Origin of the sequence: Caballeronia sp. LjRoot29 (assembly GCF_964252755.1) — a bacterium.
Lineage (GTDB): Bacteria > Pseudomonadota > Gammaproteobacteria > Burkholderiales > Burkholderiaceae > Caballeronia.
In genome coordinates this window covers 1-26,124 of sequence record NZ_CAXUPU020000030.1, presented here as the reverse complement: position 1 = coordinate 26,124, position 26,124 = coordinate 1, and the positions used below count along the sequence as shown (strand labels likewise).

General features: G+C 60.9%; 20 protein-coding genes. 7 read left to right on the top strand and 13 right to left on the bottom strand.

Annotation, left to right across the window (positions count from 1 at the left end; all coding sequences use genetic code 11):
• Window positions 1-25: 25 nt before the first annotated feature.
• Genes ACSQ83_RS26620 through ACSQ83_RS26595 form a run of 6 tightly spaced genes read right to left on the bottom strand, consistent with a single transcriptional unit; the run spans window position 26 to window position 6,443 of the window.
• Window positions 26-1,039 (bottom strand): ABC transporter ATP-binding protein, encoded by a 1,014-nt coding sequence (locus ACSQ83_RS26620; RefSeq protein ID WP_436230214.1) that lies wholly within the window; start codon window positions 1,037-1,039, stop codon window positions 26-28.
• Window positions 1,036-2,082, bottom strand: a complete 1,047-nt coding sequence (locus ACSQ83_RS26615; protein WP_436230213.1) for an ABC transporter ATP-binding protein — start codon at window positions 2,080-2,082, stop codon at window positions 1,036-1,038. The genes ACSQ83_RS26620 and ACSQ83_RS26615 overlap by 4 nt, the downstream gene beginning before the upstream one ends.
• Complete coding sequence (locus ACSQ83_RS26610) at window positions 2,079-3,014, bottom strand: ABC transporter permease (protein ID WP_436230212.1); 936 nt, start codon at window positions 3,012-3,014, stop codon at window positions 2,079-2,081. Before ACSQ83_RS26610 ends, ACSQ83_RS26615 begins: the two co-directional genes overlap by 4 nt.
• On the bottom strand, window positions 3,011-3,985 hold the full coding sequence (locus tag ACSQ83_RS26605) for an ABC transporter permease (protein ID WP_436230211.1): 975 nt from the start codon (window positions 3,983-3,985) through the stop codon (window positions 3,011-3,013). The genes ACSQ83_RS26610 and ACSQ83_RS26605 overlap by 4 nt, the downstream gene beginning before the upstream one ends.
• A complete protein-coding gene (locus tag ACSQ83_RS26600) occupies window positions 3,982-5,457 on the bottom strand; it encodes an NAD(P)-binding domain-containing protein (protein WP_436230210.1) in 1,476 nt (491 codons plus the stop codon). The genes ACSQ83_RS26605 and ACSQ83_RS26600 overlap by 4 nt, the downstream gene beginning before the upstream one ends.
• A complete protein-coding gene (locus ACSQ83_RS26595; RefSeq protein WP_436230209.1) occupies window positions 5,454-6,443 on the bottom strand; it encodes a LysR family transcriptional regulator in 990 nt (329 codons plus the stop codon). Before ACSQ83_RS26595 ends, ACSQ83_RS26600 begins: the two co-directional genes overlap by 4 nt.
• A gap of 567 nt (window positions 6,444-7,010) precedes the next feature.
• Between ACSQ83_RS26595 and ACSQ83_RS26590 the strand changes: the two genes are divergently transcribed.
• Window positions 7,011-9,071: an alkyl/aryl-sulfatase gene (locus tag ACSQ83_RS26590; protein WP_436230208.1), complete on the top strand. Its 2,061-nt coding sequence runs from the start codon at window positions 7,011-7,013 to the stop codon at window positions 9,069-9,071.
• 78 nt (window positions 9,072-9,149) lie between these two features.
• A complete protein-coding gene (locus ACSQ83_RS26585; RefSeq protein WP_436230207.1) occupies window positions 9,150-9,653 on the top strand; it encodes a hypothetical protein in 504 nt (167 codons plus the stop codon).
• Between the two features lie 418 nt (window positions 9,654-10,071).
• Here the strand turns inward: ACSQ83_RS26585 and gabD are convergent, their stop codons facing one another.
• Entirely contained in the window at window positions 10,072-11,541 is a 1,470-nt protein-coding gene (gene gabD / locus ACSQ83_RS26580; protein WP_436230206.1) for an NADP-dependent succinate-semialdehyde dehydrogenase, read from the bottom strand.
• Window positions 11,538-12,821 (bottom strand): 4-aminobutyrate--2-oxoglutarate transaminase, encoded by a 1,284-nt coding sequence (gene gabT / locus ACSQ83_RS26575; protein ID WP_414950488.1) that lies wholly within the window; start codon window positions 12,819-12,821, stop codon window positions 11,538-11,540. Before gabT ends, gabD begins: the two co-directional genes overlap by 4 nt.
• A gap of 124 nt (window positions 12,822-12,945) precedes the next feature.
• Between gabT and ACSQ83_RS26570 the strand changes: the two genes are divergently transcribed.
• Together ACSQ83_RS26570 and ACSQ83_RS26565 are read left to right on the top strand one after the other, a co-directional pair.
• The gene (locus tag ACSQ83_RS26570; protein WP_414950487.1) at window positions 12,946-14,436 is read left to right on the top strand and encodes a PLP-dependent aminotransferase family protein; all 1,491 of its coding nucleotides are present in this window, start codon (window positions 12,946-12,948) and stop codon (window positions 14,434-14,436) included.
• 169 nt (window positions 14,437-14,605) lie between these two features.
• Window positions 14,606-15,076: a MarR family winged helix-turn-helix transcriptional regulator gene (locus ACSQ83_RS26565; protein ID WP_436230205.1), complete on the top strand. Its 471-nt coding sequence runs from the start codon at window positions 14,606-14,608 to the stop codon at window positions 15,074-15,076.
• Window positions 15,077-15,103: 27 nt separating this feature from the next.
• Here ACSQ83_RS26565 and ACSQ83_RS26560 read toward each other — a convergent pair whose 3' ends face one another.
• The 5 genes from ACSQ83_RS26560 to ACSQ83_RS26540 form a co-directional block, all read right to left on the bottom strand.
• Window positions 15,104-17,377 carry a molybdopterin cofactor-binding domain-containing protein gene (locus ACSQ83_RS26560; protein WP_436230204.1) on the bottom strand — a complete coding sequence of 758 codons (2,274 nt, stop codon included), beginning with the start codon at window positions 17,375-17,377 and terminating at the stop codon, window positions 15,104-15,106.
• Window positions 17,378-17,725: 348 nt separating this feature from the next.
• The gene (locus tag ACSQ83_RS26555; RefSeq protein WP_436230203.1) at window positions 17,726-18,370 is read right to left on the bottom strand and encodes an N-carbamoylsarcosine amidohydrolase; all 645 of its coding nucleotides are present in this window, start codon (window positions 18,368-18,370) and stop codon (window positions 17,726-17,728) included.
• A 24-nt stretch (window positions 18,371-18,394) separates the two neighbouring features.
• Entirely contained in the window at window positions 18,395-19,429 is a 1,035-nt protein-coding gene (locus tag ACSQ83_RS26550; protein WP_414950443.1) for a 2,5-dihydroxypyridine 5,6-dioxygenase, read from the bottom strand.
• A gap of 49 nt (window positions 19,430-19,478) precedes the next feature.
• Window positions 19,479-20,306, bottom strand: a complete 828-nt coding sequence (locus ACSQ83_RS26545; RefSeq protein WP_436230202.1) for an alpha/beta fold hydrolase — start codon at window positions 20,304-20,306, stop codon at window positions 19,479-19,481.
• A gap of 54 nt (window positions 20,307-20,360) precedes the next feature.
• Window positions 20,361-21,113 (bottom strand): maleate cis-trans isomerase family protein, encoded by a 753-nt coding sequence (locus ACSQ83_RS26540; protein WP_414950441.1) that lies wholly within the window; start codon window positions 21,111-21,113, stop codon window positions 20,361-20,363.
• 317 nt (window positions 21,114-21,430) lie between these two features.
• On the opposite strand from ACSQ83_RS26540, the gene ACSQ83_RS26535 reads away from it, so the two are divergent.
• The 3 genes from ACSQ83_RS26535 (at window position 21,431) to ACSQ83_RS26525 (ending at window position 26,037) form a co-directional block, all read left to right on the top strand.
• The gene (locus ACSQ83_RS26535) at window positions 21,431-22,591 is read left to right on the top strand and encodes an FAD-dependent monooxygenase (protein WP_414950440.1); all 1,161 of its coding nucleotides are present in this window, start codon (window positions 21,431-21,433) and stop codon (window positions 22,589-22,591) included.
• A 71-nt stretch (window positions 22,592-22,662) separates the two neighbouring features.
• Window positions 22,663-23,172: a (2Fe-2S)-binding protein gene (locus ACSQ83_RS26530; RefSeq protein ID WP_414950439.1), complete on the top strand. Its 510-nt coding sequence runs from the start codon at window positions 22,663-22,665 to the stop codon at window positions 23,170-23,172.
• 45 nt (window positions 23,173-23,217) lie between these two features.
• Window positions 23,218-26,037 (top strand): c-type cytochrome, encoded by a 2,820-nt coding sequence (locus tag ACSQ83_RS26525; RefSeq protein ID WP_436230201.1) that lies wholly within the window; start codon window positions 23,218-23,220, stop codon window positions 26,035-26,037.
• Window positions 26,038-26,124: the final 87 nt, after the last annotated feature.

Here is a 26,124-nt window from a genome sequence, read left to right as displayed (position 1 = left end):
CTTTTTCTTAGGTGTGTTTTGAAATTTAGCGGGCGTCGTTAAGATGGCACGCGCTGACATGCTTGATAGCGATGCCGCGCAACTGCGGCACTTCGGTCTTGCAACGCGGCGTCGCGTGCGGACAGCGTGGATGAAAATGGCAGCCCGATGGCGGAGCGAGCGGGCTTGGCATCTCGCCGCGAATCGCGGTGAAGTGCTTTTTTCGTGCATCTATACGTGGAATCTCCGCCAGCAGGGTCTGCGTATAAGGATGATTCGGATGACGGAATATTTCTTCCACGGGTGCGCTTTCCACCACGCGCCCGAGGTACATGATCACCACGCGATCCGACAACTGCTCGACCACGCCCAGGTCGTGACTGATGAACAGGTACGTAAGATTGAGCTGCTCGCGCAGGTCCATGAAGAGATTCAGGATCTGCGCTTGTATCGATACATCCAGCGCGGCGACCGCTTCGTCACAGACGAGCATGGACGGGTTGACCGCGAGCGCTCGCGCAATGCCAATGCGTTGCCGCTGACCGCCGCTGAACTCATGCGGATATCGGTCGGCAAGCGACGGATCGAGGCCTGCGCGTTTTAACTGCGCCGCTACGTAGTCGTCCAGATCGACGCGGTCGGCCATGCCGTGAATGAGCGGTGCTTCTCCCACGATATCGCGAATACGCCGTCGCGGATTCAGGCTCAAATACGGGTCCTGGAAGATCAACTGGATCGCCAGCCGCGCGGCGCGCGATTCGGTTGGCGACATGGCCGCGCGGTCTTGTCCATCCACGAGCACATCGCCTTCTGTTGGCGCAATGAGGCCCGAGACAATGCGGCCGAGCGTCGATTTCCCGCAGCCGGATTCACCGACCAGACCGACCACTTCGCCCGGTGTGATCGCAAGATCGACATGGTCGACGGCTCGCGTCACCGCTTGCGCCGCGAGTATGTTTCGCTCGCGCAGCCAGCGTGTCGCGGCGTTCTCATCGCGTTCGCCAAAGCGCTGGCTGACGTCGCGCAGTTCAATGAGCGCGCGTGCTTTGATCTCGCTCATGTCGTGGTCTCCACGCGGACATCGGAACGCCTGCCGGGATGAAAGCAGCGCACGAGATGCGTGCCATGTTCGGACGCTTGCGCGGCAGGCGACGGTCCAAGTACCGGAGGTGTCGAGCAGACCGCCGTGGCCCGCGTGCAGCGCGCGGCGAATGCACAGCCCGGCGGCAATGAGCGCAGATCAGGTGTGATGCCCGCAATCTGCGTGAGCCGTTTGCCGCGCGTGTTGAGACTCGGCAAGCTGTCGATCAGACCGGCAGTGTACGGATGCTGCGGATGGTCGAGCACCGCGTCAACGGTGCCCTGCTCAACGATGCGGCCCGCATACATCACGGCGATGTCATCGGCGAGACCTGCGACCACGGACAAGTCGTGCGTGATCCAGATCAGCGACGTGCCTTGCGTGCGCACGAGCGTCTGCACCTCGGACAAAATCTGCGCCTGGATGGTGACATCGAGCGCGGTCGTGGGTTCATCGGCAATGATGAGGTCCGGCTTGTGCAGCATCGCAATCGCGATTGCCACACGCTGACGCATGCCGCCCGACAACTGATGCGGATACGCACGCAGGCGTTCGTCGGGACTGGCAATACCCATGGCCGCCAGCGCTTCGCTCGCCTGTTCTCGCGCGGCGCTTCGGCTTACATCGCGATGCGCTCGCACCGCTTCGATCATCTGCGCATCCACGCGCTGCACGGGATTCAGCGTGGACATGGGGTCCTGGAACACCATCGCAATGCGGCTGCCGCGCAGGCGCCGCATGTCCGCTTCGGGCAAGCCGACAAGGTTCTTGCCCTTGAACAATATCTCGCCACCGACCACGCGGCCGGGGGCGTCGATGAGTCCCATGATCGAGAAACCCGTCACCGATTTCCCCGATCCCGATTCGCCGACGAGACCCAGCACGCGACCGCGCGCGAGCGTGAGCGAAACGTCCTCAACAGCCGGCAATTCGCCTTCGCGCGTGAAGAAGCGGGTTCGCAGATGGCGGACTTCGAGCGTGTTATCCGCGGTATGAAAATCATGAAGGGCAGCGTCGCTCATTTCACGAACCTCGGATTGAGCAATTCACGCAGACGGTCGCCCACCATGTTGATCGATACCAGCATGGCCAGCAGCGCGAGTCCCGGATACACGCTGGTCCAGTATTCGCCCGAGAGCATGGTCTGGTAACCGTTGGCAATTAGCAGCCCGAGCGAAGGTTCGGTGATTGGCACGCCAAGGCCGAGGAACGACAGCGTTGCTTCCAGGGTGATCGCACGCGCGACCTGCAGCGTGCCGACCACGATCAACGGCGGCAGGCAATTCGGCAGGATATGAACGAGCACGATGCGCCAGTTCGGAATCGCGAGACTACGCGCGGCTTCAACATATTCGCGCCGTGCTTCGACCAGTGCTTGCGCTCGCGCAGTGCGTGCGTAATACGCCCACTCGATCAGCACCAGCGTGAGCACGACATTCGTCACGCTCTTGCCGAGGAACGCGAGCAGCATCATGGCGACGAGGATGGATGGGAAAGCCAGCAGCAAGTCCACGAGCCGCATGATGAGGCTGTCGACCTTGCCGCCGGCGTAAGCCGCGATGAGGCCGAACACGGTGCCTACTACCCCCGCTATCACCGCCGAGCCGAGGCCCACGGATAAGCTCAGGCGCAGACCGTAGAGCATGGCGGAATACAGGTCGCGGCCCTGGCCGTCGGTGCCGAGCCAGTACGCGTGCGTGCCGGCGCCGTTCATCGAACCGGGGGGAAGTCGGGCATCGAGGACATCGAGTTGCAAGAGGTCGTAAGGATTCTGCGGCGTGATCAGCGGCGCAAAAATGGCCGCGAGCACCAGCAGTATCGCGACGATCAACGCCGCCATTGCGACGGGAGAACGTCCGAAGTCAGCGATGAGTTGACGCCACGGCGACCGACGGCGTTTGAGCGCGCCGCGCACGGGCGTTTCCGTTTTGGGAACCAGCGGAGCCGTGCTCATCGCGTGCCCTCCAGCCGCACGCGCGGATCGAGAAACTTGTAGAGGATATCGACGAACAGATTCAGCGAGACGAACATGCAGACGACCACGATCAGGTACGACAGGATCACTGGACGATCGAGCGCGTTGATGCTGTCGAGGATCAGCTTGCCGGCGCCCGGCCACGAGAACACGGTCTCGGTCACGACTGCGAACGCGATGGTCGAACCGAACTCGAGGCCGATCACCGTGACAAGTGGAATCAGCGTATTGCGCAGGATGTGAACGAGCACCACGCGTGTAGGCGACAGGCCCTTGGCGCGGGCAAAACGCACGTGTTCCATCGGCATGACTTCGCGCACGCCCGCACTCGTCAGGCGCAATACAAGCGATATCTTGAAGAGCGAGAGATTCAGCGCGGGCAGGATCAGGTGACGCAAGCCGTCGAGCGTGAGCCACGACCATTGCACGCCGAACAGACTCGCGGTCGCGCCGCGTCCACTGGCAGGCAGCCAGCCGAGCTTCACGCTGAACAACATGATGAGCATCAGGCCCACCCAGAAAGTCGGCAGCGAGAAGCCGACAATACTGCCTGTCATCAGCATCTTCGAGAGCGGATTGCGTGGGTGCAATCCCGCGAACAAGCCTAGCGGAATACCAATCACCAAAGCGAGCAGCAACGCCGAAACAGCGAGTTCCAACGTCGCTGGAAGACGCTGCAGGATCAGGCGGATCGCGGGTTCGTTATAAACGAAACTGTTGCCGAGATCGCCGTGCATGGCGCCCGCAAGAAACGCCAGATATTGTTTCCAGAGCGGCTGATCGAGGCCCAGGTGAGCAATGATGCGCGCGCGGTCGACCTGATCGACGTCCTGTCCAATGAGAATATCAATCGGATTGCCGATCGCATGCAGACCGATGAACACAATCAGCGTCATCAGCAGCACGACGAATGCCGCCTGCGCGATTCGACGAATGAGCCAGCCGCTCATTGGTCCTCCGCAAACTGGGGCGGTGCTTCGGCCGGCTGCCATTCGTCGCCGTAAAGTTCCGGCTCGGCGTACGCTTCCAGTGCCGCGTAATGCTGCTCCACGTCTTCGCTGTACAACAAGCTTGCTATTCCCTGCGCAAGACGTTTCGCGCCTGTGCTGATCGCGGGAATGTCACCCGAGACGGCGCCTTGAGAGAGCGACGCGGGATAGCAGAAACAGTGAATGCGCGACAATCCGGGGCAAACGCCCGGCGACTTCTCGAGGAATTCAAACCCGGGTCCGACATCGGGCGAGTCGGATAATTCGATGTCTTCATCGCCGGGCGGCGGCGTGTAGCGGTCGGCCCATGTGCGGATATAGGGAGCAAACGCGGCGAATTCCGGACGCGCGGACCAGTCGACTTTGAAGCCGGTGGAGACCACGAGAAAGTCAGCCGCTAAGGTGCCTTTGGGTGTCTGGATTGAGAGGCCATTCTCCGTATTCTCAACCGATAACACCGGGCATCCAAGATTAAAGCGCGCATTCGGATGACGCGATACCCGCAACGTACTGCCACGCGGCGGAGGAACCTGAACGGTATTGATGTAGTGGCGGATTTTCCATTTCCACTCATCGGGCAGGGTTTGATGACCATGCGTCAGTCCCGGATTGCCGGCCCCCTTACCCTTGTTCACGCGTGGGAGGTCTGCTCGTCTAATCAGCAAATCGACACTGGCCGCGCCCGCTTCGAGCGCCGTGGCGGCGCTGTCCATGGCCGACGAACCTCCGCCAACCACGGCCACTCGCTTGCCGGCGAGTGTGCTGTAGTCGGTGGTATCGGACGAATGCGCCCAACGATCACGCGGCAATCCTTCGATAAACCCCGGCAACGCCGGCCCACCCAATCCGTCACGCCCGGTAGCAAGCACGACACGTCGCGCATAGACATCGAAGCGTCGGTCTGCCGTCCGCACGCTCAGTACGACGAGACCATCGGCGCGCGGCGTCACGGCTTCAATAGTGTGGCCGTTGCGGACATCGAGTGCGAGCACGCGGCGATACCAGACCAGATATTGCATCCATTGCAGGCGGTCGATTTTATCGAGCGCTTGCCATGCATCAATGCCGAATTGCGCTTCGAACCATGCGCGGAACGTCAGCGCGGGCAAGCCTAAAGCGGGACCGGTCAATTGCTTCGGTGAGCGTAGCGTTTCCATGCGCGCGGTCGTGGCCCACGGGCCTTCCAGTCCCTGCGGCGAGCGGTCAAAAACTTGCGCTCGCACGCCCAGCAACTTCAGTGCGGCCGATGCAGCCAGCCCCGCCATGCCACCGCCGATAATCGCCACGTCCAGCACTTCGCTGCCGTTGTGCGTCTTGCCCGGCACCCATTCGCGCGCGGGCAATTCGAGCAGTGACAGGTCTTCCGCAAGGCGCGCTTCGAGCGCCGCGAGGCCAGTAAGGGTTGTCGCTGAAGCGTTTTTGTCGAGGTTCACGTGGCGGGCTCTTCGGTCGGATTGAGGATGTCGTCGGGCTCGCCGTAAAGCGCTTGAAGAATCGCGCCGTGCTGGTTTGCGTCGTGGAGGACGAAGTCGGGCAGGATCTCGGCGGCAGCTTGCGCCAGTGCTTGCGCCGCGGCGAGGGCCGCTGCACTGGGCGGCCGGAACTCCGGCGTGATGACGCCGAACAGGAAGGCGATGCGGATATCCAGCGGACGGATCACCACGCCATCGACGGGCAATCCAAGTGCGGTCACCGGCTCCAGCACGGCGAGCCCGAGCCCTGCACGCACTGCGCCGAGCGCGTTCAGCGACGAGTTGGTTTCGATCACGCCCGCCGTGCGCACGCCCGCTTGCGCGAATGCCGAATCGAGCCGTGGGCGCAAGCGGTAGGGGTTCTGCATGGTGACGAGCCGACGGTTGGCAAAATCGCTCAATGCGATGCGCGGCGACTTTGCGAGCGGATCGTCAGCATGCACGGCCGCAACGCACGCAGCTTCGCCAATCCAGTGAACCAGCACGCCGCGATGTTCGAGCGGCAGGCTTGAGACCCCCATATCGACGATGCCATTGAGCACGGCATCGACGACTTGTTCGGGGGCGGCGCTGCGCAAGTGTACGGATTCGAGCGGATGGTCTTTGTTGAGCAAAGCTAGCGCGCGAGGCACGAGTCCGGCGGCAAGCGCCGATGTGGCGGCAATGGTGAGCGGAGGGGGCGCTTGCCGTGCGATCTGCTCGGCGCGCGATTTCACCTGGCGCAGGCTTGCCAGCGTGCGTTCGACGTCCTGGTAGAGCTCGGACGCCTCGCGTGTGGGCGCGACGCGCGGCCCGAAGCGCTGGAACAGCGGGTAGCCGATCTCGGCTTCGAGTTCCTGGATCGAACGGGTTACCGCGGGTTGCGAGCGCCCGAGCAAACGCCCGGCGGCCGTGACGCTCCCGGCCGACATGACAGCGGCAAACGCTTCCAGTTGACGGATTTCCATGGGTGCGCGGGGTCCGATCGTCTAGATCGATGAATGCATAAAACGCATTCTTGCGCGACTAGCATGTGAAATGCAAATGATCAAAAATGCTTTAGATAGTGCTGGGGATGGGAAGGCGGTGGGTAGGGACAGCCCATCAAAGCGGCGGATATCCGACTGCGGCACGGCACGAAATTGCATGATGGTTTGACCAATTTAATCATCACGAACAAGCCGACTATTTCACTTGAATCAGTAATCGCCTCGCGCTATAGGCGAACTGGCGATTAATATCAAGCGGAAAAAATTTTCAGCAACGTCATCTCAAACGCTATGAAACCCGATATTGGTTGAGGTGGCTTAATGACGCCTGGGAGCAGTTTTTCAATCGTCCTTGGACAGCATTTACATTACTGTGTCGATGATTGAAATATGTAGCTGACTTGAAAGGTTTTCAGGCGAATGAGCGAATGCGAAACATCGCAGCTGAACGAGATTGAAAGGAGCCGCTGCAGGGATGCGTTGACCGCGCGTTTCCATGACCTTATCTGCTTTTTAGAATAATTCGAATCCTGGAGGTAATTGCCCATGTCTGATGAAAAAATCCCGTCTTCCTTGACAAAACGCAGAGAGTTTCTTAGAGGCGTTGGCGCTGTCACCGTCGGCGTTGCATCGGGTCTTGGTGCGGTAGCCGGAGATGCGTTGGCGCAAGGTACGCCGCCTGCCAAGCCCACGGGTATAGGTTCCAAGCCGCCAACCAAGGCCACTCTGGAAGCGAATGCTGTGTATGCGCATGAATTAGCTTTCAATGACACACAGGATTTTCAGGATGCGAGCCGTGGACTGATTGGCACGCTGCCGAGCCCCGGGGTTATTCCGAGTTCGAAGGGCGGCGCGGCCTGGGATTTGGGGCAGTTTGATTTTATTACCGGGGGTCCGGAAAATAATGCACCTGATTCGGTCAATCCCAGTCTCTGGCGAAATGCCAAGCTGAACATGAACCACGGCTTGTTCGAAGTGGTTGACGGGATCTGGCAGGTCCGGGGGTATGACCTTTCAGTGATGAGTATTATCCGCGGGGATACCGGCTGGATTGTCATTGATCCATTGATGACGGCGGATGTATCGACTGTAGTGTGGAAACAATTGGTGGTGCGGCATCTCGGCGACCGGCCGATTACACACGTTATTTATACGCATAGTCATGCGGATCATTACGGTGGAATTCGAGGTATTGTCGATGAAGCCGATTTAAAGTCGGGCAAGATAAAGATTTACGCGCCGGAGGGATTTACTGAGGCCGCCGTGGGCGAGAACGTCATCGCGGGGAACGCAATGAGCCGGCGGGCGGCGTACATGTACGGCAATTTGCTGCCACGGGGCGTGGATGGCGTAGTTGACGCGGGATTGGGTAAAACCACGTCCATTGGCGCAATCACGCTGTTGGTGCCGACCGATTTTGCGACCGGGACGGGGCAGACGCTGACAATGGACGGCGTTGAGATGAAGGTCATCATGGCGCCGGAATCCGAAGCGCCCTCTGAGTTCATGTTCTACATTCCGAAATACAAGGCCTTTTGCGCTGCTGAAGATGCGACTCATACGCTGCACAACCTTTATACGTTGCGTGGTGCAAAGGTCCGGGATGCGTTGTTGTGGTCGAAGTACCTTCAGGCAGCCATTGATATGTTTGGCAGCGACATGCAGGTCCTGTTCGCTTCGCATTACTGGCCAACCTGGGGAAATGACCGGATCATTGCTTTCCTGAAGGCGCAGCGCGACATGTACCGGTATTTGCATGACCAGACCATGCGCCTCGCGAATACTGGCTACACGCCGCTTGAGATCGGGGAAATGCTGCGGTTGCCTGACACCTTGGCAAAGCAATGGTACTGCCGCAGCTATTACGGCACAGTTTTCCACGATGTGGTTGCGCAATACAACCTGCGTCTGGGCTTTTTCGATGGTGTGCCGGCAAATCTGCATAGATTGCCGCCGGTTGAAAACGGCACGCGTTATGTCGAATTCATGGGTGGTGCAGATGCCGTCATGCAGAAGGCGCAGAAATACTACGACAAAGGTGAGTATCGCTGGGTTGCAGAAGTGGTGAACCACGTTGTATTTGCCGATCCGAAAAACGTTTCTGCCAAGCACATGCTGGCTGATGCCTATGAGCAACTCGGCTACCAGTCGGAAGCCTCAAGTTGGCGCAATTTCTATCTCACGGGCGCAATGGAACTGCGTAATGGCGTGCATAAGGTTCCGTTCGGCAGTTCGCAAAGTCCTGACACGATCAAGGCGATGCCGCTGGAAATGTTCCTGGATTACCAGGGTGTCCGCTTGAATGCGGACCGGGCGGCGGGCAAAACGATCTCGTTCAATTTCATCATGACGGACACGAAAGAAAATTATCTGGTCGGCGTTGAAAATTCAGCGCTGCACTATTCGAAGGGCAAGACCTCGGATACGGCCGATGCATCCGTGACCATGTCGCGGTCCGATCTCAACGACGTGATGATGGGTGTCGCGACCATGCAGAAGCAGATTATTGCGGGCAAGGCGAAGATAACTGGCAACACGCAGAAGCTGGGAGAGTTTGTTTCCTGGCTGGATAACTTCGACTTCTGGTTCAACATTGTCACACCTTGAGATCCATTAGTCTCATGCGACGCTTGCAAAGGAATTGAGAGAATGTGCTCTATCTGTGACCTAAAGATTGAATTTAACGTGGATCATCCTGGATCGCTTACTGTGGCGGTCGCGACCCGGGAGGCGATCGATGCGGGCGTGTTGCCGGAAAAGGTTTTCGATGGTCCGCTGGCCAATGTGAAATTGCGCGTGGCGGCCATTGATACATTGAAGGCGTTGCAACGTCGGCTCAAGTCGTCCATGCCTGTGAGTCAGTTGATGGCGCTACCGGATTTCTATGTTCTACTGATTGAAATAGGAACTTGGGGATTTTTCCGCGCGACGGAGACCGGATTCGATCCCGACTGCAATCCAGAGCCGCCTGATGTGACGGCGAAAAATCAGGAGGATCGGGACGTGGTCTTTATTGCGACGGAAACGGCAATGGAGGCCGTGATCGAGGGCGGCCTTTCGCTGGAGAAGGCTTTTGCGGAGAACCTGATCGTCCTGGATGCGGGCGCTGCGCATGCGGCGCTGCTGCATGCGGCGTTCGGCACGGCGTTGGCGGTAGAAAGCGTGGAGCGGGTGACGGTTGAGGTTTGAATGGGGCGGTGTTAGCAGCACGCCCGGGCCGGTGGTCGCTTGCTGATCAATGGGTGGCTATCCGCGGGTAAGGGGGCGAACCTGGGCAGGTTTAGTCGCTGATGGCGAAGCGTGGGGGTATCGGTGTTCGGAGAGGGAGGGGCGCAGTGGAACACTGCGCCCCTCTCTGGCCCATGCCATGGTCTTGCCGCAATCACCGCGCCACCTGATGGCTTAGGCAACCCCGTGGCGGCGCTCCTATCCCTTGCAGACTTGCCGGTGATAAGTTGCTCACGGACGGGCAGGTGCTAACGCGGATTCCTATTTTCGCATCTTCTGTTTCGACCATGAGAGACACGACCGGATGAAAAGGAACCAACACGCTACAACGGCCATTGGTACGTGATGCGTAAGGCGCAAACCCAAGTTCGAACGTTCCTCACACCGCCATACACAAATACTTGATCACCAGATAGTCATCGATTCCATACCGCGACCCCTCGCGCCCGAGGCCAGACTGTTTAACCCCGCCAAACGGCGCGACCTCGTTGGAAATCAGCCCGGTATTAATCCCGACCATGCCATATTCCAGCGCCTCGGCCACGCGCCACACTCGCCCGATATCGCGGCTATAAAAATACGCGGCTAACCCAAACTCGGTATCGTTAGCCATCCGTATCACTTCTTCGTCGGAAGAAAACCGGAACAAAGGTGCGAGCGGCCCGAACGTTTCTTCCCTGGCGATCTTCATCTCCGACGTCACGCCTGACAACACGGTCGGTTCGAAGAAGCCGAATCCAAGCGCGTGCCGCTTGCCGCCAACGACCACCTTGGCGCCTTTATCCAGCGCGTCATGAATGTGCGACTCGACCTTCTGAACTGCCGCATCGTTAATCAGCGGCCCGAGCAATACGCCACTCTCCAATCCATTGCCCACCGGCAGCTTCGCCACGGCCGCGCCCAGCTTCGCGGCGAATTCGTCATAGACCCGGTCGTGAATATAAAAGCGGTTCGTGCACACACACGTCTGCCCGCTGTTGCGATACTTCGATGCAATTGCGCCTTCGACTGCGGCATCAATATCGGCATCGTCGAAAACAATGAACGGTGCATTGCCGCCCAGTTCCAGCGACACCTTCTTGACCGTCGGCGCGCTTTGCGCCATCAGCAAGCGGCCGACCTGAGTCGATCCCGTGAACGACAACTTCCTCACAATCGGATTGCTGGTCAGCTCGGCGCCAATCGCCTTCGGGTCCCCCGTCACGACGTTCAGCACACCCTTGGGCAACCCTGCACGCTCGGCGAGCACGGCCATGGCGAAGGCCGAAAACGGCGTTGCTTCAGCGGGTTTCACGACGATCGAACAGCCCGCCGCCAGCGCCGGGCCGACCTTGCGCGTAATCATCGCGCTCGGGAAATTCCACGGCGTAATCGCTGCGCAGACGCCGATCGGTTCCTTGGTGACCACGATACGTTTATCGGCGGCGGGCGACGCCAGCGTGTCACCCGCGACGCGTTTGCCTTCCTCAGCGAACCACTCGATGAACGATGCAGCGTACACAATCTCACCCCGGGCTTCGGCGAGCGGCTTGCCTTGTTCGCGCGTGAGGATCATCGCGAGATCGTCGGCGTTTTCCAACATCAAGTCGTACCAGCGGCGTAGAACGACGGCGCGTTCTTTCGCGGTCTTCTTGCGCCAGAGCGGCAAGGCGGCGTTCGCCGCATCAATAGCACGACGCGTTTCCGCTGCACCCATCTTCGGCACATGACCGAGTGACTGACCGGTTGCGGGATCGATGACGTCGAAGGTCGCCGAGTCCTCGGCGCCTTGCCACTCACCATTGATGAACGCTTCGTGACGCAGCAGCGCCGGGTCTTTCAATTGCATCGACAAACCTTGCGTGCTCATGCCGCCACCCCCACTTCTTCCGTCAGGACGCGTTCGAGAATGGCAAGTGCTTCATCGAACACGGTGTCCTGGATGGTCAGCGGAAACAGGAACCGGATCACGTTGCTATGCACGCCGCAGATCAGCAAAAGCAGGCCGCGCTCAAGCGCCAAGGTCTGCACGCGCTTGGCGAAAGCGGCATCGGCTTCGGTGGTGCCGGGCTTGCAGAATTCGACGGCGATCATGCCGCCGGGGCCGCGCACATCGGCGATCCGGGGTACGTCAGCCTTCAGCGATGACAGCCGCGCTTTCAGCTTGTCGCCGAGTTGCGCGGCACGCTCACAGAGCTTCTCTTCATCGATGATCTCAAGCACCGCATGCGCCGACGCGACCGCCATCGGATTGCCCGCGTACGTGCCGCCCAGGCCGCCAGGTGCTACGGAGTCCATCACATCGGCACGGCCGACAACGCCCGACAGCGGCATGCCGCCCGCGAGACTCTTGGCGATGGTCATCAGATCCGGCACCACGTCGTAGTGCTGCATCGCGAACATCTTTCCTGTGCGCGCGAAGCCGGTTTGCACTTCATCGGCGATCAGCAGGATGCCGTGCGTATCGCAGATCTTGCGCAGCGCACGCACGAATTCCGCCGGCGCCTGATAGAAACCGCCTTCGCCCTGAACCGGTTCGAAGATGATCGCGGCCACGCGCTTGGCTTCAATATCCGCCGCGAAAAGGTGCTCGATCGCGCGCAACGAATCCTCGGTCGTGATGCCGCGAACCGGGTTCGGGAACGGAGCGTGGAATACATCCGACGGGAACGGCCCAAAGCCGATCTTGTACGGCGCAACCTTGCCCGTGAGCGCCATGCCCATGAACGTGCGGCCGTGGAACCCGCCGCTGAATGCAATCACGCCCGGCCGGCCCGTCGCGGCGCGCGCAATCTTGATGGCGTTCTCGACAGCTTCCGCGCCGGTCGTGAAGAACGCGGCCTTCTTTGCATGGTCGCCGGGTGCGCGCGCGATGATTTTCTCGGCGAGCGAAACATACGATTCGTAAGGGACGATCTGATACGCCGTGTGCGTGAAGCGCTCGAGTTGCGCGCGCATGGCCGCGACAATCTTCGGGTGCCGATGTCCCGTGTTGCATACCGCGATGCCCGCCGCGAAGTCGATAAAACGCCGGCCTTCTACGTCCCACAGTTCAGCGTTCTCGGCACGTTCAGCGTAGAAATCGCACATCACGCCGACACCGCGTGGCGTCGCTGCGTCCTTGCGGGCTTTAAGGTCGGCGTTCTTCAGGTTCTGGCTCACGGTATATCTCCTGGGCGGGTTTTTAGGCAATGCATCGACTATAGTAAGATTTGGCTCTTTCAATCAGAGCCATTTCCGTGTTTTTATAGGAGCCATTTCTTCGATGTCCGCGATGCGTGCAAGCATGTTGTCCGACTGGCTGGCTCAGCGGATCGAACGAACGAGCGGGCTGCCGATTTATCGGCAGTTATATGGCTTGTTGCAGCAGGCCATCCTGTCGCGGGAATTGCCGGCGGGGACGAAGGTGCCGTCGTCCCGTTTGCTCGCAAGCGAGCTGGGCCTCGGCCGCAATACGGTCACGCAGGTGTACGAGCAACTCGCGCTGGAAGGCTACGTGTGGTCGGCGACCGGTCAGGGCACGTTTGTCTCGGACAGCGCGCCCGATGAGATCGTGGGGGCGGACCCGTCGGTGCGCGACGCGGCGCCGACGGAACCGCGCGTGTTGTCCGCGCGCGGCGCGCGGTTGTTGCAGGGCGCCGGTGTGTCGCAGCGGCAGGGCGGCGCGTTCATGCCCGGCGTGCCCGACGTATCGAAGTTTCCAGCCGCTGTCTGGAGCCGCTTGCAATCGAAATACTGGCGCCGTTTGCCGCCGGATCTGCTGACCTATGCGCCCGGCGGCGGTTTGCCCAAGCTACGTCAGGTGCTCGCCGATTATTTGCGGACCTCGCGTTCGGTACGCTGTACGCCGGAGCAAATTATCGTGACGACGGGGATTCACCAGTCCATCGATCTTGCCGTGCGTCTGTTGTCCGATTCCGGCGATGTCATCTGGACCGAAGACCCTTGCTATTGGGGCGTGCGTAGCGTGTTGCAGGTGTCGGGGCTATCGCTCAAGGCCATTCACGTCGATGCAGAGGGCATCAATCCTTCAGCGGATGATCTCGCCGATCCGCCCAAGCTGATGCTGGTCACGCCGTCGCATCAATACCCGCTGGGCATGGTGATGAGCCTCGCGCGGCGGCGCATGCTGCTGGAATTCGCGCGGCAAAACGGCTGCTGGATCATCGAGGACGACTACGACAGCGAGTTTCGATACGGCAGCCGGCCGCTTGCGTCGCTGCAAGGACTCGATACATCGGGCCAGGTGATCTACGTCGGCAGCTTCGGCAAGACATTGTTTCCCGGGCTGCGGATTGGTTACATCGTGGTGCCGGAGGGATTGTCGACGAGCTTCGCGACGGCTTCGGCGGAGTTGTATCGCGAGGGGCAGTTGTTGCAGCAAGCGGTGCTGGCCGAGTTCATCGCCGAGGGGCATTTCACGTCGCATATCCGGCGAATGCGCGGGATCTACGGGCAGCGTCGCCAGATCTTGCTCGATACGATCAGGAAGCGTTATGGCGACGCGTTGCAGATTGTCGGCGGCGATGCCGGGCTGCATCTCGTGCTGCGTTTGCCCGATGGCGTGGATGATCGCGAAGTGGCGAAAGCAGCGCTTGCAGTCAATATTGTGGTGCGGCCGCTGTCGGGTTATTTCTTGCGGCCGGGGGAGGGCATGTCGGGTTTGTTGATCGGGTACGGATGCGTGCCGGAAGAGGAGATACAGCCGGCGTTTGAAAAGCTGGCGGCGGTGCTTGATCCCGCGCTCAAGGGGAGGGTTTCTTGATTCCCCTTCAGTTGTTCCATGAGCCGCTGTGACTCGTTAATTTGCTTGCGCGAAGCGGCCTGCCCACGCTACGCCGTCTATGATAAAAAGAGATCCACGGCAGGGCAGAAGAGAGCGGTGCGTGACCGTAATCGAAGCATAATAGAACGTGTACCCTACAATTCTTCCCATGTCCAAAAAGCCCTCTCCCCCTTCGGTCGTTCCCGCTAACGAGGAGTATCACTTCTCCGAGCAGATCGGCCACTTGCTGCGGCGCGCCTATCAGCGCCACGTTGCCATTTTCCAGGCGGCCATACCCGATTCCGATCTCACTGCGGCGCAATTCGTCACGCTGTGCGCGGTCAAGGAGCAGCAGTCCTGCTCGCTCAACGACATCGTGAAGGCGACAGCAATCGACCAGGCGACTATCCGTGGCGTCGTAGAGCGTTTGAAAGCGCGTTCGCTGATCGTGGTCGCGCCCGATCCGCTCGATGGCCGCAAGCTGCTGGTGCGCACCACGCCCGAAGGCCTGGCGTTGATCGACCAGACGGTGCCTTTTGCAAGGCAGGTAAGCGAGCAGACTTATGGGGCGTTGAACCCGGCCGAGCGCGTTGCCATCGTGTATCTGCTGCGCAGCATGACGCGGGCCGAAGATAACTGAGCTTGCACGTCTGTCACTTCCCGCTCATCAATGCCCGGCGGGCGCCATTGTTCTAAACGCTTGCAGCGTGGCCCTGACAGCATCTGGCGTGAAGGGCGGTTCGCGGAACCGCACGCCGGTTGCATCGAATAACGCATTGGAAATAGCGGGCGCCCCGGGAAGCGAAGCGGACTCGCCGGCACCGAGCGGCGGTTCGCCTTGCCGGTCCACCATTACCACATCCACCGGCGGCAGCTCGGGGAACGTCAGGATCGGATAGCTGCCCCATTCCTTGCTTGCAACCAGACCATCGGTAAAGCGCACACGCTCTTTCAACGTGCGGCTCAACGTCTGGATCACGTTGCCGTGGATCTGATGGCGCACGCCGTCGGGATTGATCACGGTGCCCGTATCCTGACCGACCGTCACTCGCTTGATGCGGATTTCTCCGCTGACTGTATCGACCTCCAGATCGACGATCCACGCCGACCAGGCCGCACCGAAACCGGGGAAGCGGCTATGCACATATCGCGCAAACGCCACGCCGCGTCCTTGAAGCACGCGCTCGCCGGTATCGTTAAATGGAACTGCACGGCGTCCGGCACGCGCTTGCCAGCCTGCGCGCTCAGCGACTGCTTCAAGCAATGCCGCAGCACGCTCATCTTTCAGATGACGCAAGCGGAAAGCCAGAGGATCGGCGCCGGTCTCGTGCGCGAGTTCATCGATGAACACATCATGGGCGAAGGAGTTCGGCAGCGCCGACACCCCTCTGAACCACGACGCCCGAACCAGCGGCGCCAGGTCGTGGCAGACAAAACGGCGATGCGCGAAGGTGTAGGGCGTCACCGCGGTCCGGTCGCCCATTTCAAAGACGCGCGGCTCGGCCGGCGTCACGCCGGTGAGCAGAAGCGCGAGCAGCGGCGCATCGTTCGATGGATAACGCGAGGCGAACGTATAGCCCAGCGTGTCGCCTGTGCGGGACACCGTGCCGGTGACATCGACGACTTGCGCCGTGCCCTTGGGCTCCCACTGATGTTCGTCAGCACGCGATAGCTGGACCCGCACCGGCTGGCCCATCGCGCGTGAAAGCAGGAGCGCGTCGCCCGCAACATCGTCGGCGCAATTGCGGCCATAGCAGCCGGAAGCCTCCATGCGGACGATATCGATATCGGCTTCATCCCGCTCGACCAGACGCGACAAGTCGTAGCGCAAGGTCTGCGGATTCTGCGTCCCCGACCATATCGTGATGCGTCCGTCCTGGTAGTCCGCGAGCGCGCAGGACGGCCCGATCGAGCCATGCATCTGATACGGCCAGACATAGCTGCGTGTCAGCGTGGTCGTTCCGGGTTGTCCCTGTACGCTTTCTACGTCCCCTTCCTCCAGCAGCAGGCGCCGCTGGGCCGGAGCCTCGGCTATCGCCTCCGCGGGGTGATCCAGGGACTGCAGCGGCGGCAGCGGACGCCACCGAACGCGCAGTGCGCGCGCTGCGCGGATCGCCTGTTCCTCTCGCTCTGCCACCACGCCAACGAAGTCGCCGATAACAACCACGCCGCGCACACCCGGCAGCGTATCGACCGATGCACGGTCCACATCGATCAGCGTCTTGCCGACGAACGCGCCGCAATCGTGACCGGCATACGGTGGCCGCACGACGCGCCCATGCAGCATGCCGGGCACACGCATGTCGTGTACGAAGGTCAGCGTGCCGGTGGCTTTAGCAGGCAGATCGACGCGCGGCGTTGGCCGTCCGATAACCCGATAAGTCGACGGGTCCTTCACCGTGACCGATGAATCGATGGGCAGCGAGATCCGTTGCCCCTGGAGCAACTCGCCAAAGCTGATACGGGTCTTGTCGGGCGCGATGACATACCCATCGTCGGTGGCAAGGCTAGCGGAATCGCCCCCCCAGCGCTCTGCCGCCAGCCCGATCAACACGAGCCGCGCTTGCGCCGCGGCAAACCTGAGCGGCACGGCGGATATCTGGATCGTCGCGCTCGCGATGGTTGGCCCTTGGTTCGGCACCAGGGCGGAATTACCGAGGATCATCTGGACGCGCGGGGCGGCCACGTCGAGTTCCTCGGCCACGATTTGCGCAAGCGACGTGCGGATGCCCGTGCCAAGATCGACGTGGCCGTTGAACGCCAGGATGCGGCCATCGTCCAGTATTGCGACGAAAATTTCCGGCGAATCCTGGACGTAGGAAGACCCGCTGCCCGGTTGACCAGGCGCGGGTTTGACCGGCGCGAGCGGCTGCCTGACGATGGTCAGGCAGCCGTTGCGCGCAAGCAGTTCACCTCGGGTGAGCGCTGCTGCAGTAGGCATGATGGTTCCTGAAGATACCGCTCATTTTGTCCAAACCCGCTCAACGATTAACAATACGCTTCGGCATCGCCAACACCAAGAGGCAACCCGCCAGCATGCAGATACCGAAGGTAATCAGACCGGCACTCATGCTATGGGGTCGACAAGTCGTGTCTCCTGGAAAATCGGTGGTCGCGTTGCTTACAAAGTTACGAGGCCAAAATCAGGAAAGCAAGAATTTTATGATAAAAAGACTATATAAATCAATGATTTATGAGATGTTGCGGGACGTGATGAAGCGTCCCGCGGGCTGAACCCGGAGGACGCTTGCGCGTTATGCAGAGTGATTAAAAGCGAATGATCGAGTGCTCAGGCGTGACGTTTTTCGATACTCGAAAGCGCTTCATCGAGCGTCATTACCGCGGCATATTTCTGCTGCATGTCGAAGAGATTTGCATCGTGTGGACCGATTGCCCGGTCGCCCACGCAATCGGAAATAACCAGCGGACGGAAACCATGCGACATCGCATCGACCACGCTTGCGCGCACGCATCCGCTCGTCACTGCACCGGCCACGATCAACGTTTGCACCGCGCGCTGCGATAACCACGGCGCGAGTTGCGTGCCGAAGAACGCGGAGGGCACGGTCTTGCGTACGACCAACTCGCCCCGTGCCGGCGTCAATTCAGGCACGATCGCGCTGTTCGGATGGTCTTCGGTCAGCGTCGCCATGCCCGGCACTTTCAGCGAAAACACGTTGTCGTCGCTGCCGTCGGCCGCGTACACAATACGGCTATGCGCAACAGGCCAGCCATGCCGGCGCGCGGCGGCCAGCAGATGCACCGTACGTTCAATTGCCGGCGCAATGTTGCCGCCGCCGAAAGTCTTGGGGTCAGCGAAGCCGACCACGAAGTCGACAATCAGCAAGCCGATATTGCCTTGCACCGGCAACGGCGTGCCGAATCCCTGCTGTTTGTACACGCCCGATTCGGCGTGGCTCTGGATGTCGCTCATTCAGAATGCTCCAAGGGTCAGGTTCTATCGGTCCATTACCACGCCGTCGCGGACCACGGCGTCGCCGTCGAGCATCACGTCGCAATGGCGCAGCGGGATGTCGATATGACATGTGGTCGTGCGCTTGCCGCCGGCTTCGTTGTTCGGTCCAAGCGAAAACAGGAAGTTGCCTTCGAACGCGCGGGCATCCATGCCGATGGTCGCCTCGCGGTCGTACAGGCCAAGCGTCGACCAGCGCGCACGCGGTTGCAAACCCCAGCCGATATGCGAGATTGCGTAACCTTCGGGATCGTTGAACGAGGCCATGTAGTCGCTTAGCAAATCCGCGTCGACGCCGCCATCGATACGCGTGGCGTAACCGTTTTCCACCGTCAGCGTGATCGGATCGTTCACGTACTTTTTCTGCGGCAGCAGGATGTCGCCGCGATCGATCACGATCTGGCCGCTCGCTTGACCCTCGTTCGGGAACGTCAGCACAAAACCGCTTGGCCAGTGATCCCAACGGCCGGGTTCATCGACGAAACCGTACTCGGAGATAGCGGGAAACTCGCCCAGCGGACATACGAGTTCCGTCCCCGCTTTCGACTTCACGCGCATTTCACGCGATGCCTTGATCCGCTCGGCCGCTGCCCGTACGCGGATGCGATCGGCTTCGGTCGGCACGAGTCGCGCGAGCACCTCGGGCGGTTCGACCGCGAGCAGGATCTTCGTGCCGGTGGCCAGGATCTCGTGCTGCTCGGGCGAGAACAACAAGGTCATCAGGTCGAGCACGAGATCGCTTGCCTTCAACGCGGCGATAGCGGCCAGGTTGCCGGTAAGAGGCGTGGTGCCGAGATACGCGAGCGAGTCGCGGCTCAACGCCTTTTCGCCGTTCACCGGCAGCAGGTCGAGGCGGTTGACGATCGCGCCCATCGACTGCGTGGCGATCAGTGCGCTTGAAAGCGTTTGCGGATGCGTGGACGCGCTGGTGAGGATGGTGACGGTCTGGCCGGCCTGCAGCTTCGACAACGTCAGTACCTGCTTCCACGCGGCAATCATTTCGTAGTCGCTGATTGGCATGTTGACTCCTGAAGAATGAGTGTCAGTGTCGGTTCGTGTTGCGCTGAATTTAGACGAGCTTCGCGCCGAGGAAATCGCCGAAGGCTTCGTAGAAGCCCGCTTCGTTGTCCCACGGAATCATGTGGCCGGCATCCGGCACGCGGGTGTGCAACAGTCCGGGGCAAAGCGTCTGCATTTCCTGCACGTCTTCATCGAGTACGACGTCGCCGCGTGCGGCCGTGATCAGCAGCGAAGGCACGCGAAGCAGCGGCAGGTCGGCGTGGATGTCGTCGGTATGAAAGCCTTCGAACGATGTCAGCATGCCGCGTTCATCGCAGGTATGCAGCCACTGCGCACGCACACGCAATTGTTCTTCCGTCCACGTCGGACAGAAGGCGCGCATGCCGTCGGCGTCGATGCCTTTCACAGCCAGGCGAATCGAATCCACATACCACGGCAACTTCGACGGATACGCGCGGCGGCCCGGTCCCGACACGGGCGGATCGATCAGCACCGTGCGCGTCAGGCCCTTCGGCGCGCTGCGTGCCGCACGGACCGCGATGCGCGCGCCCATCGAGTGGCCGACCAGCGCATAGTGTTCGAGGCCGAGCGAATTAGCCAGCGCGATGACATCGGCGGCTTGCGCGTCGAGGCTGTAGTCGAGCGTCGGCGATGCTTCTGACAAACCGCGGCCGCGCACATCGAGGACGTAGGTGTCGAACTGCCGGCCAAGCGTCTCGCCGATAAACCCCCACGTGACGGCGGGGCTGGTAATGCCGGGAATCACGATCACGGCGGGACGGCCGGCACGCACGCCCTCCGTGCCGCCGTAGCGCAAGTAATGCTGGCGAATGCCGTTGGCGTTGACGTTCGCGCCGTAGAGAAAAGTTGAGGTCATCGCGGAGTCCGTGAATGGATCGAAAGCTATCAGTAAGTACGATCAGGAGTACGCTTAATATGCACCGGACAGCAGCGCGCCCGCGCCCGGCACCACGCGTTCCAGATCCAGCTCGCGCAGCATGGCGTAAGTCGTGGCAATGGCTGCGGTAATGACCGGCTTGCCCGTCATTGCCTCGACTTGCGGCACTGCAGCGAGCGACGGCATTTGCACGCAGGCGGACAAGACGATGGCATCGACATCCTGGTAAGGCAGGGTTTTCACGATGTCCGGCAGCAGGCGCGGGTCGTGGCGGCCTACGTCCAGGTTGTCGGGAATCTCCAGCGCCCGGTAGGCGACGACTTCAAAACCCTCGTTGCGGATGTAGTCCACAACGAGCTCCGTCAGCGGCTTCATATAAGGCGCGACCACGACGATGCGTTTTGCCCCAATTACCTTCAATGCTTCGACAAGCGCGCCCGCGCTGGTGATCACCGGCGCAGCGCCGCCGTTCTCGACAGTACGCTCGTGCAGACGCTTCTGCGACACACGGTGATAGCCATGTCCCATCGCCATGATTGCAACGAGGCACGCATAACCGAGCACGTTCACGCGCGCGTCGCTGAGTTCCAGCGCGCAGCGGTCCGATTCCGCGTCCATGGCGGCGAGTTCCTCCTTGACCACTTTCTTCATGCGCATGCGGCTGGAATGGAACGTGAAGCGCTCCGGGCGAATGCTCTGGCGGGCAAGCAGCATGGCCGGGATTTCGGTTTCCATCGTCGTGTTCGAACTCGGCACGATCTGGCCGATGCGAAAGGTCTTGGTCATCTAGTCGACTCCGTGTGTCTTCGGGCCGCCCGCGGCGGCGTTATGGGTCCGGCAAATGCTGGGGTAATTTGATTCGATAAAGTCTAGTGTACACATTGGAATTTAACAAGATTCAGAAAACTTTTTTAATGGTGCACGCATGCTTTGGATTGGTGAAAACCCTTATAAATTGCACAAATAAAGGGATAAATCGCACCTGCATCGACGCAATGCAAATTTTCTTTACTCAAAAAAATTCAATGTGTACACTCGATATAGGTTCATTTAACAGGCTCGGCTGAACGACATCGGCGAGCGCCAGACATGGAGAGATCATCATGAGCAAACCCCGTATCGCGATCGTTGGCGCGGGCCTTGGCGGAACAGCAGCAGCGGCGCTGATGCAGCGCGCCGGTTATTCGGTTCGCCTGTACGAGCAGGCTCCCGCATTTTCGCGCCTCGGCGCGGGGATCCATCTCGGTCCCAATGTGATGAAGATCATGCGCCGCATGGATTGCGAAGACGCGCTGAACGTCATGGGTTCGCACCCGGACTACTGGTACAGCCGCGACTGGAAAACGGGCGAAGCCATCGCGCAGATTCCGCTGGGCGAGTTCGCGCTGAAAGAATATGGCGCGTCGTATCTGACGGTGCACCGCGGTGACTTTCATGAACTGATGACCGGTGCGGTCGCGCCTGGCACCATCGAGTTCAATAAGTGCCTGAGCAAGATTGAAGAAGTGGACAACGAAGTGCGGCTGACGTTTGCCGACGGCAGCGTCGAGAGCGCGGATATCGTGATTGGCGCGGACGGCGTGAACTCGAAGATCCGCGACCATTTGCTCGGCGCGGAACCGCCGCGTTACACGGGTTATGTTGCGCATCGCGCGGTATTTCCGGCGTCGTTGCTGGGCTCCGATCCTTTCGATCTGTGTGTAAAGTGGTGGTCGGAAGATCGTCACATGATGGTGTATTACGTGACGTCCAAGCGCGATGAAATCTATTACGTGACTGGCGTTCCGCAGGCTGAGTGGCCGGCAGGGCAGTCTGTTGCGCCCAGCAGCCGCGACGAAATGCGCGAGGCGTTCGCGGGCTATCATCCGTCGGTGCAGAAGCTGATCGACGCCACGCCTGAAGTCACGAAGTGGCCGCTGCTGGAACGTGATCCGCTGCCGTTGTGGAGCCGCGGCCGCCTGGTGCTGCTCGGCGACGCATGCCATCCGATGAAACCGCACATGGCGCAGGGCGCGGCCATGGCGATTGAAGATGCAGCCATGCTGACGCGCTGCCTGGACGAAGTAGGGACGACCGATTACGCCGGCGCGTTTGCGCTGTACGAAGCGAATCGGGCGGAGCGTGCGTCGAAGGTGCAACTGGTCTCGCATAACAACACGTGGCTGCGCACGAACGAAGATCCGGCATGGGTGTTCGCTTACGACGTGTTCAACGAGCCCCTGAAGTCGCCGTCGGCCAAGCAGGCAACACCTGCTGCCGCTTGATATTTCGACCCGGCTGCCGCGGCAATGCCCGAACGCATTGCCGCAGGCGGTCTTGATTCGATGACTAGAAGATGAGCGTCTCTGCTTCCGCCGCATCCGTTTCCGGACCGTTGACGCTGACCGTCAACGGCAGCACTCGCACGGTCGACGTGACCCGCGACACCCCCTTGCTGTACGTGCTGCGCAACGACTTCGAACTGAACGGTCCGAAGTACGGTTGCGGTCTCGGCCAGTGCGGTGCGTGCACGGTGTTGCTGGATGGTGGTCCGGCGCGCTCATGCGTCGTGCCGGTTGCGGCAGCTATTGGACGTGAGACGCTCACGCTGGAAGGGCTTGGAACGCTGGATGCGCTGCATCCGATCCAGCGGGCTTTTATCGATGAACAAGCGGCGCAATGCGGCTATTGCCTCAACGGCATGATCATGAGCACGAAGGCGCTGCTCGATCGCAATCCCGAACCCGATGACGACCATATCCGCGACGCGCTGCGCTTCAACTTGTGCCGTTGCGGCACGCACATTGAGATCATGCAGGCGGTGCATCGCGCGGCCGAGTATTTGAAACGCGAACAAAAACGTTGACTCATTGGACTCATGTAATGGACGCCCTGTAATGGACCCGACGTAATGGACGCCGTGCACGAAGGCAGTTCTGGCGGACCCGTGCTGATGCCCGAGTCGATCCTTCACGCGTGCGTGCTGGCAGAAGCTGACGCTGCGTTGCTCGCGTCTGCGCAACAGTTGAGCGTTGAAGCGGGCGTGCGCTGGGTGGTCGCGGGAAATGTGGCCGCGTTCGTGGCTGAGCGTTTCGAGCAAGCGCGCGATGCTGCTTGCCAACTGGTGTTATCGGCTCGTTCGCAGCATGCCGCTGATTCTGGCTCTCTGCCCGTGCAACATTCGGGCTTGCAGCAGGAAGCGCATTACACATGGCCGATTCCGGCGCACAGATTGGTGGCGTGCGAGGCCATTGCGTGTGACGACGCCGGTAGCATCGCAGTCTGGACCAATGCCCCCGACATTGTCGATCTTCGGGCGAATCTAGCTGCTGTCACGGGCCTGCCGCCCGAGCGCTTTGCGTTGCACTCCCTCAGTGCGAACGATGCAAACGATGACCACACCGATCCGCTAATCGCCACGCATGCCGCGCTCGCTGCGGTTGTCTTGATGGCGGAAACTGGCCGGTCGATGTGCGTCGGCGGTTACGTGGCGGTGTCTCACGTCAAGGAGGCAGCGGTTTCTGTCGCTGCGTCGCTGGACGGCGAGGGCGCGCTGCTCGACTGGCGATACATGGCGCGAACGCCGGGCTTAACGGGCGGCGAAGCAGTCGCACAACATCCGGGTCCTTATGCTTTACCGCGTGCGACGTCGCTTGTCGACGATCCCGCCACGCTGATTCCTCGCTCGGCGCATACCTTTGCACGCGAGTCGTTCGTCGATGAAATCGCACGCGACAATCATCGCGATCCGGTTTCGTTTCGTCTCGATCATCTCGACCCGGTTGAGCATGGCGGCGCGCGGGAGTTGATCGACACGGTGGCGCAGCGGGCAGCGTGGAACGCCGATCATCAGAATCGCAAGACGCGCCGCGCTGGCAACGCAGTCGCTCACGGCCGCGGTTTCGCGTTCGACGAACACAACTCGTCATCCATCGATAACCCCAACCGGACGCCCGACTACTCGGCGTGGATCGTCGATCTCGATGTAAACCGCCTGACCGGCGACGTCGCGCTCAAACGGGTGGTAGCGGGGCGGGCAAGCGGACGGCGCCGCATCGGCAGGTTGAATGGCGTTCCAGCCCGGCAGATCGCTGCTGCGGCCTCCCGTGCTCTCGGTCTACAACTTACGGCACGGCCGTCTCACGACCAGACGCTAGGCACGCAGGCTGTATCGCACGAACTTGCACCGGCATCGGCATCGGCATCGGCGGCGTCTGGCGAACTCGCTGCGCAGGCCACTGCCGGCGATCGCCTGGAAATAGATGTCTCCCCGGCTGCAGCGGCTATTGCCAATGCACTTTACGACGCAACTGGCGTGCGTTTCCGAGCGCCGCCGTTCACGCCGGAGCGTGTGCTTGCGGCGCTTGGGAAGGATTCCACCGGTACAGTTGGCACGATCAGCAACCCGCCACGACGCGCAAAACGCTCGCTGTGGACCGCGCTCGCTGCCGGCGGTGTTGGCAGCCTCATCGGGCTGGCTTGCACGCTGTGGCCCCTGCGAGCGTCGATTGACCCTATCGCGCGACCCGCTGCATCGACATGGTCGGACGCCACCATCGCTCGCGGTCGGCAGATTGCCGAGTTCGGGGATTGTGCGGTCTGCCATACCGCACCCGGCGGCGCGGTGAACGCCGGCGGCCTCGGTCTCGAGACACCTTTTGGCATGGTCTACACGACCAACCTGACGCCCGATCCGAAGACGGGCATCGGCAACTGGTCGTTCGCCGCATTCGACCGGGCCATGCGCCAGGGCATTTCACGCGACGGGCATCATCTCTATCCCGCGTTCCCGTACACCGCGTTCACGAAGATGAGCGAGGCGGACATGACTGCGCTTTACGCATACCTGATGTCGCAGCCGGCGGTCGACAATGCGCCGCCGGTCACACGCTTGCCGTTTCCGTTGAATCAGCGCGCGCTGGTCGCGGGATGGAATGCGCTCTATCTGAAGCAGGGCGAGTTCAAGCCCGACCCGACACGTTCAGCGATATGGAATCGCGGCGCTTATCTCGTCGATGGCGCCGGGCATTGCAGCGCGTGCCATTCGCCGCGCAATGCATTCGGCGCTGAAAAGGGCGGCCGTTTATATCTGACGGGCGGCAGCGCGGAAGGCTGGGTGGCGCCGTCGCTTGTCGCCAATTCGAAAGCGCCGGTGCAGTGGACCGAGCAGGCGCTGTATGACTATCTCAAGACCGGTTTTTCGCATGAGCATGGCGTTGCAGCCGGCCCAATGGCGCCGGTTGTCGCGAGCTTGTCGACGTTGCCGGAAGAGGACGTGCGCGCGATGGCGCACTACGTGGCGTCGCTGTCGCCGCAACCGCAACTGCAACCGCAACCGGTCGAAACGCCGTTATCGAAACCCGCGCATGCCGCCGCAGCGGATGCCGTGACCTTGCAAGGACTCGATAGCGGGCGGCGGATCTTTGAGGGCGCTTGCGCCGTCTGTCATGCCGCGACCGGCGGTGTTGGCAACTTCGGGGTGCGTCCGCTGCTCTCGCTGAACACCAGCGTGAGCGAAGCCACACCCGATAACCTGCTGAACGTGATCCAAAATGGCATCGATGCCCCCGCAACCGACGCGCTTGGTTACATGCCGGGTTTCAAGGATTCGTTCGATGACCGTCAGATAGCCGATCTCGTGTCCTATATCCGCGCGACGTTCGCACCGAATGAAGCGGCGTGGAAGGACCTGGCTCAGGCGTCGGCGCGGATTCGAAAGCACGTGCATTAGCGGCCAGCAAAATGTGGCGCCGGCACCATTTGGCAATGGCGCCGCCCGCTGCGTGCGAGCGCCCGCCACCATTCCACCCTTAGAGGG

What these genes read in the sequence shown, in the direction of transcription:
- ACSQ83_RS26620 (WP_436230214.1), bottom strand. Translation starts at nt 1,039, where the DNA reads ATGAGCGAGATCAAAGCACGCGCGCTCATTGAACTGCGCGACGTCAGC.
- ACSQ83_RS26615 (WP_436230213.1), bottom strand. Translation starts at nt 2,082, where the DNA reads ATGAGCGACGCTGCCCTTCATGATTTTCATACCGCGGATAACACGCTC.
- ACSQ83_RS26610 (WP_436230212.1), bottom strand. Translation starts at nt 3,014, where the DNA reads ATGAGCACGGCTCCGCTGGTTCCCAAAACGGAAACGCCCGTGCGCGGC.
- ACSQ83_RS26605 (WP_436230211.1), bottom strand. Translation starts at nt 3,985, where the DNA reads ATGAGCGGCTGGCTCATTCGTCGAATCGCGCAGGCGGCATTCGTCGTG.
- ACSQ83_RS26595 (WP_436230209.1), bottom strand. Translation starts at nt 6,443, where the DNA reads ATGGAAATCCGTCAACTGGAAGCGTTTGCCGCTGTCATGTCGGCCGGG.
- ACSQ83_RS26590 (WP_436230208.1), top strand. Translation starts at nt 7,011, where the DNA reads ATGTCTGATGAAAAAATCCCGTCTTCCTTGACAAAACGCAGAGAGTTT.
- gabD (WP_436230206.1), bottom strand. Translation starts at nt 11,541, where the DNA reads ATGAGCACGCAAGGTTTGTCGATGCAATTGAAAGACCCGGCGCTGCTG.
- ACSQ83_RS26570 (WP_414950487.1), top strand. Translation starts at nt 12,946, where the DNA reads ATGCGTGCAAGCATGTTGTCCGACTGGCTGGCTCAGCGGATCGAACGA.
- ACSQ83_RS26565 (WP_436230205.1), top strand. Translation starts at nt 14,606, where the DNA reads ATGTCCAAAAAGCCCTCTCCCCCTTCGGTCGTTCCCGCTAACGAGGAG.
- ACSQ83_RS26560 (WP_436230204.1), bottom strand. Translation starts at nt 17,377, where the DNA reads ATGCCTACTGCAGCAGCGCTCACCCGAGGTGAACTGCTTGCGCGCAAC.
- ACSQ83_RS26555 (WP_436230203.1), bottom strand. Translation starts at nt 18,370, where the DNA reads ATGAGCGACATCCAGAGCCACGCCGAATCGGGCGTGTACAAACAGCAG.
- ACSQ83_RS26550 (WP_414950443.1), bottom strand. Translation starts at nt 19,429, where the DNA reads ATGCCAATCAGCGACTACGAAATGATTGCCGCGTGGAAGCAGGTACTG.
- ACSQ83_RS26545 (WP_436230202.1), bottom strand. Translation starts at nt 20,306, where the DNA reads ATGACCTCAACTTTTCTCTACGGCGCGAACGTCAACGCCAACGGCATT.
- ACSQ83_RS26540 (WP_414950441.1), bottom strand. Translation starts at nt 21,113, where the DNA reads ATGACCAAGACCTTTCGCATCGGCCAGATCGTGCCGAGTTCGAACACG.
- ACSQ83_RS26535 (WP_414950440.1), top strand. Translation starts at nt 21,431, where the DNA reads ATGAGCAAACCCCGTATCGCGATCGTTGGCGCGGGCCTTGGCGGAACA.
- ACSQ83_RS26530 (WP_414950439.1), top strand. Translation starts at nt 22,663, where the DNA reads ATGAGCGTCTCTGCTTCCGCCGCATCCGTTTCCGGACCGTTGACGCTG.
- ACSQ83_RS26525 (WP_436230201.1), top strand. Translation starts at nt 23,218, where the DNA reads ATGGACGCCGTGCACGAAGGCAGTTCTGGCGGACCCGTGCTGATGCCC.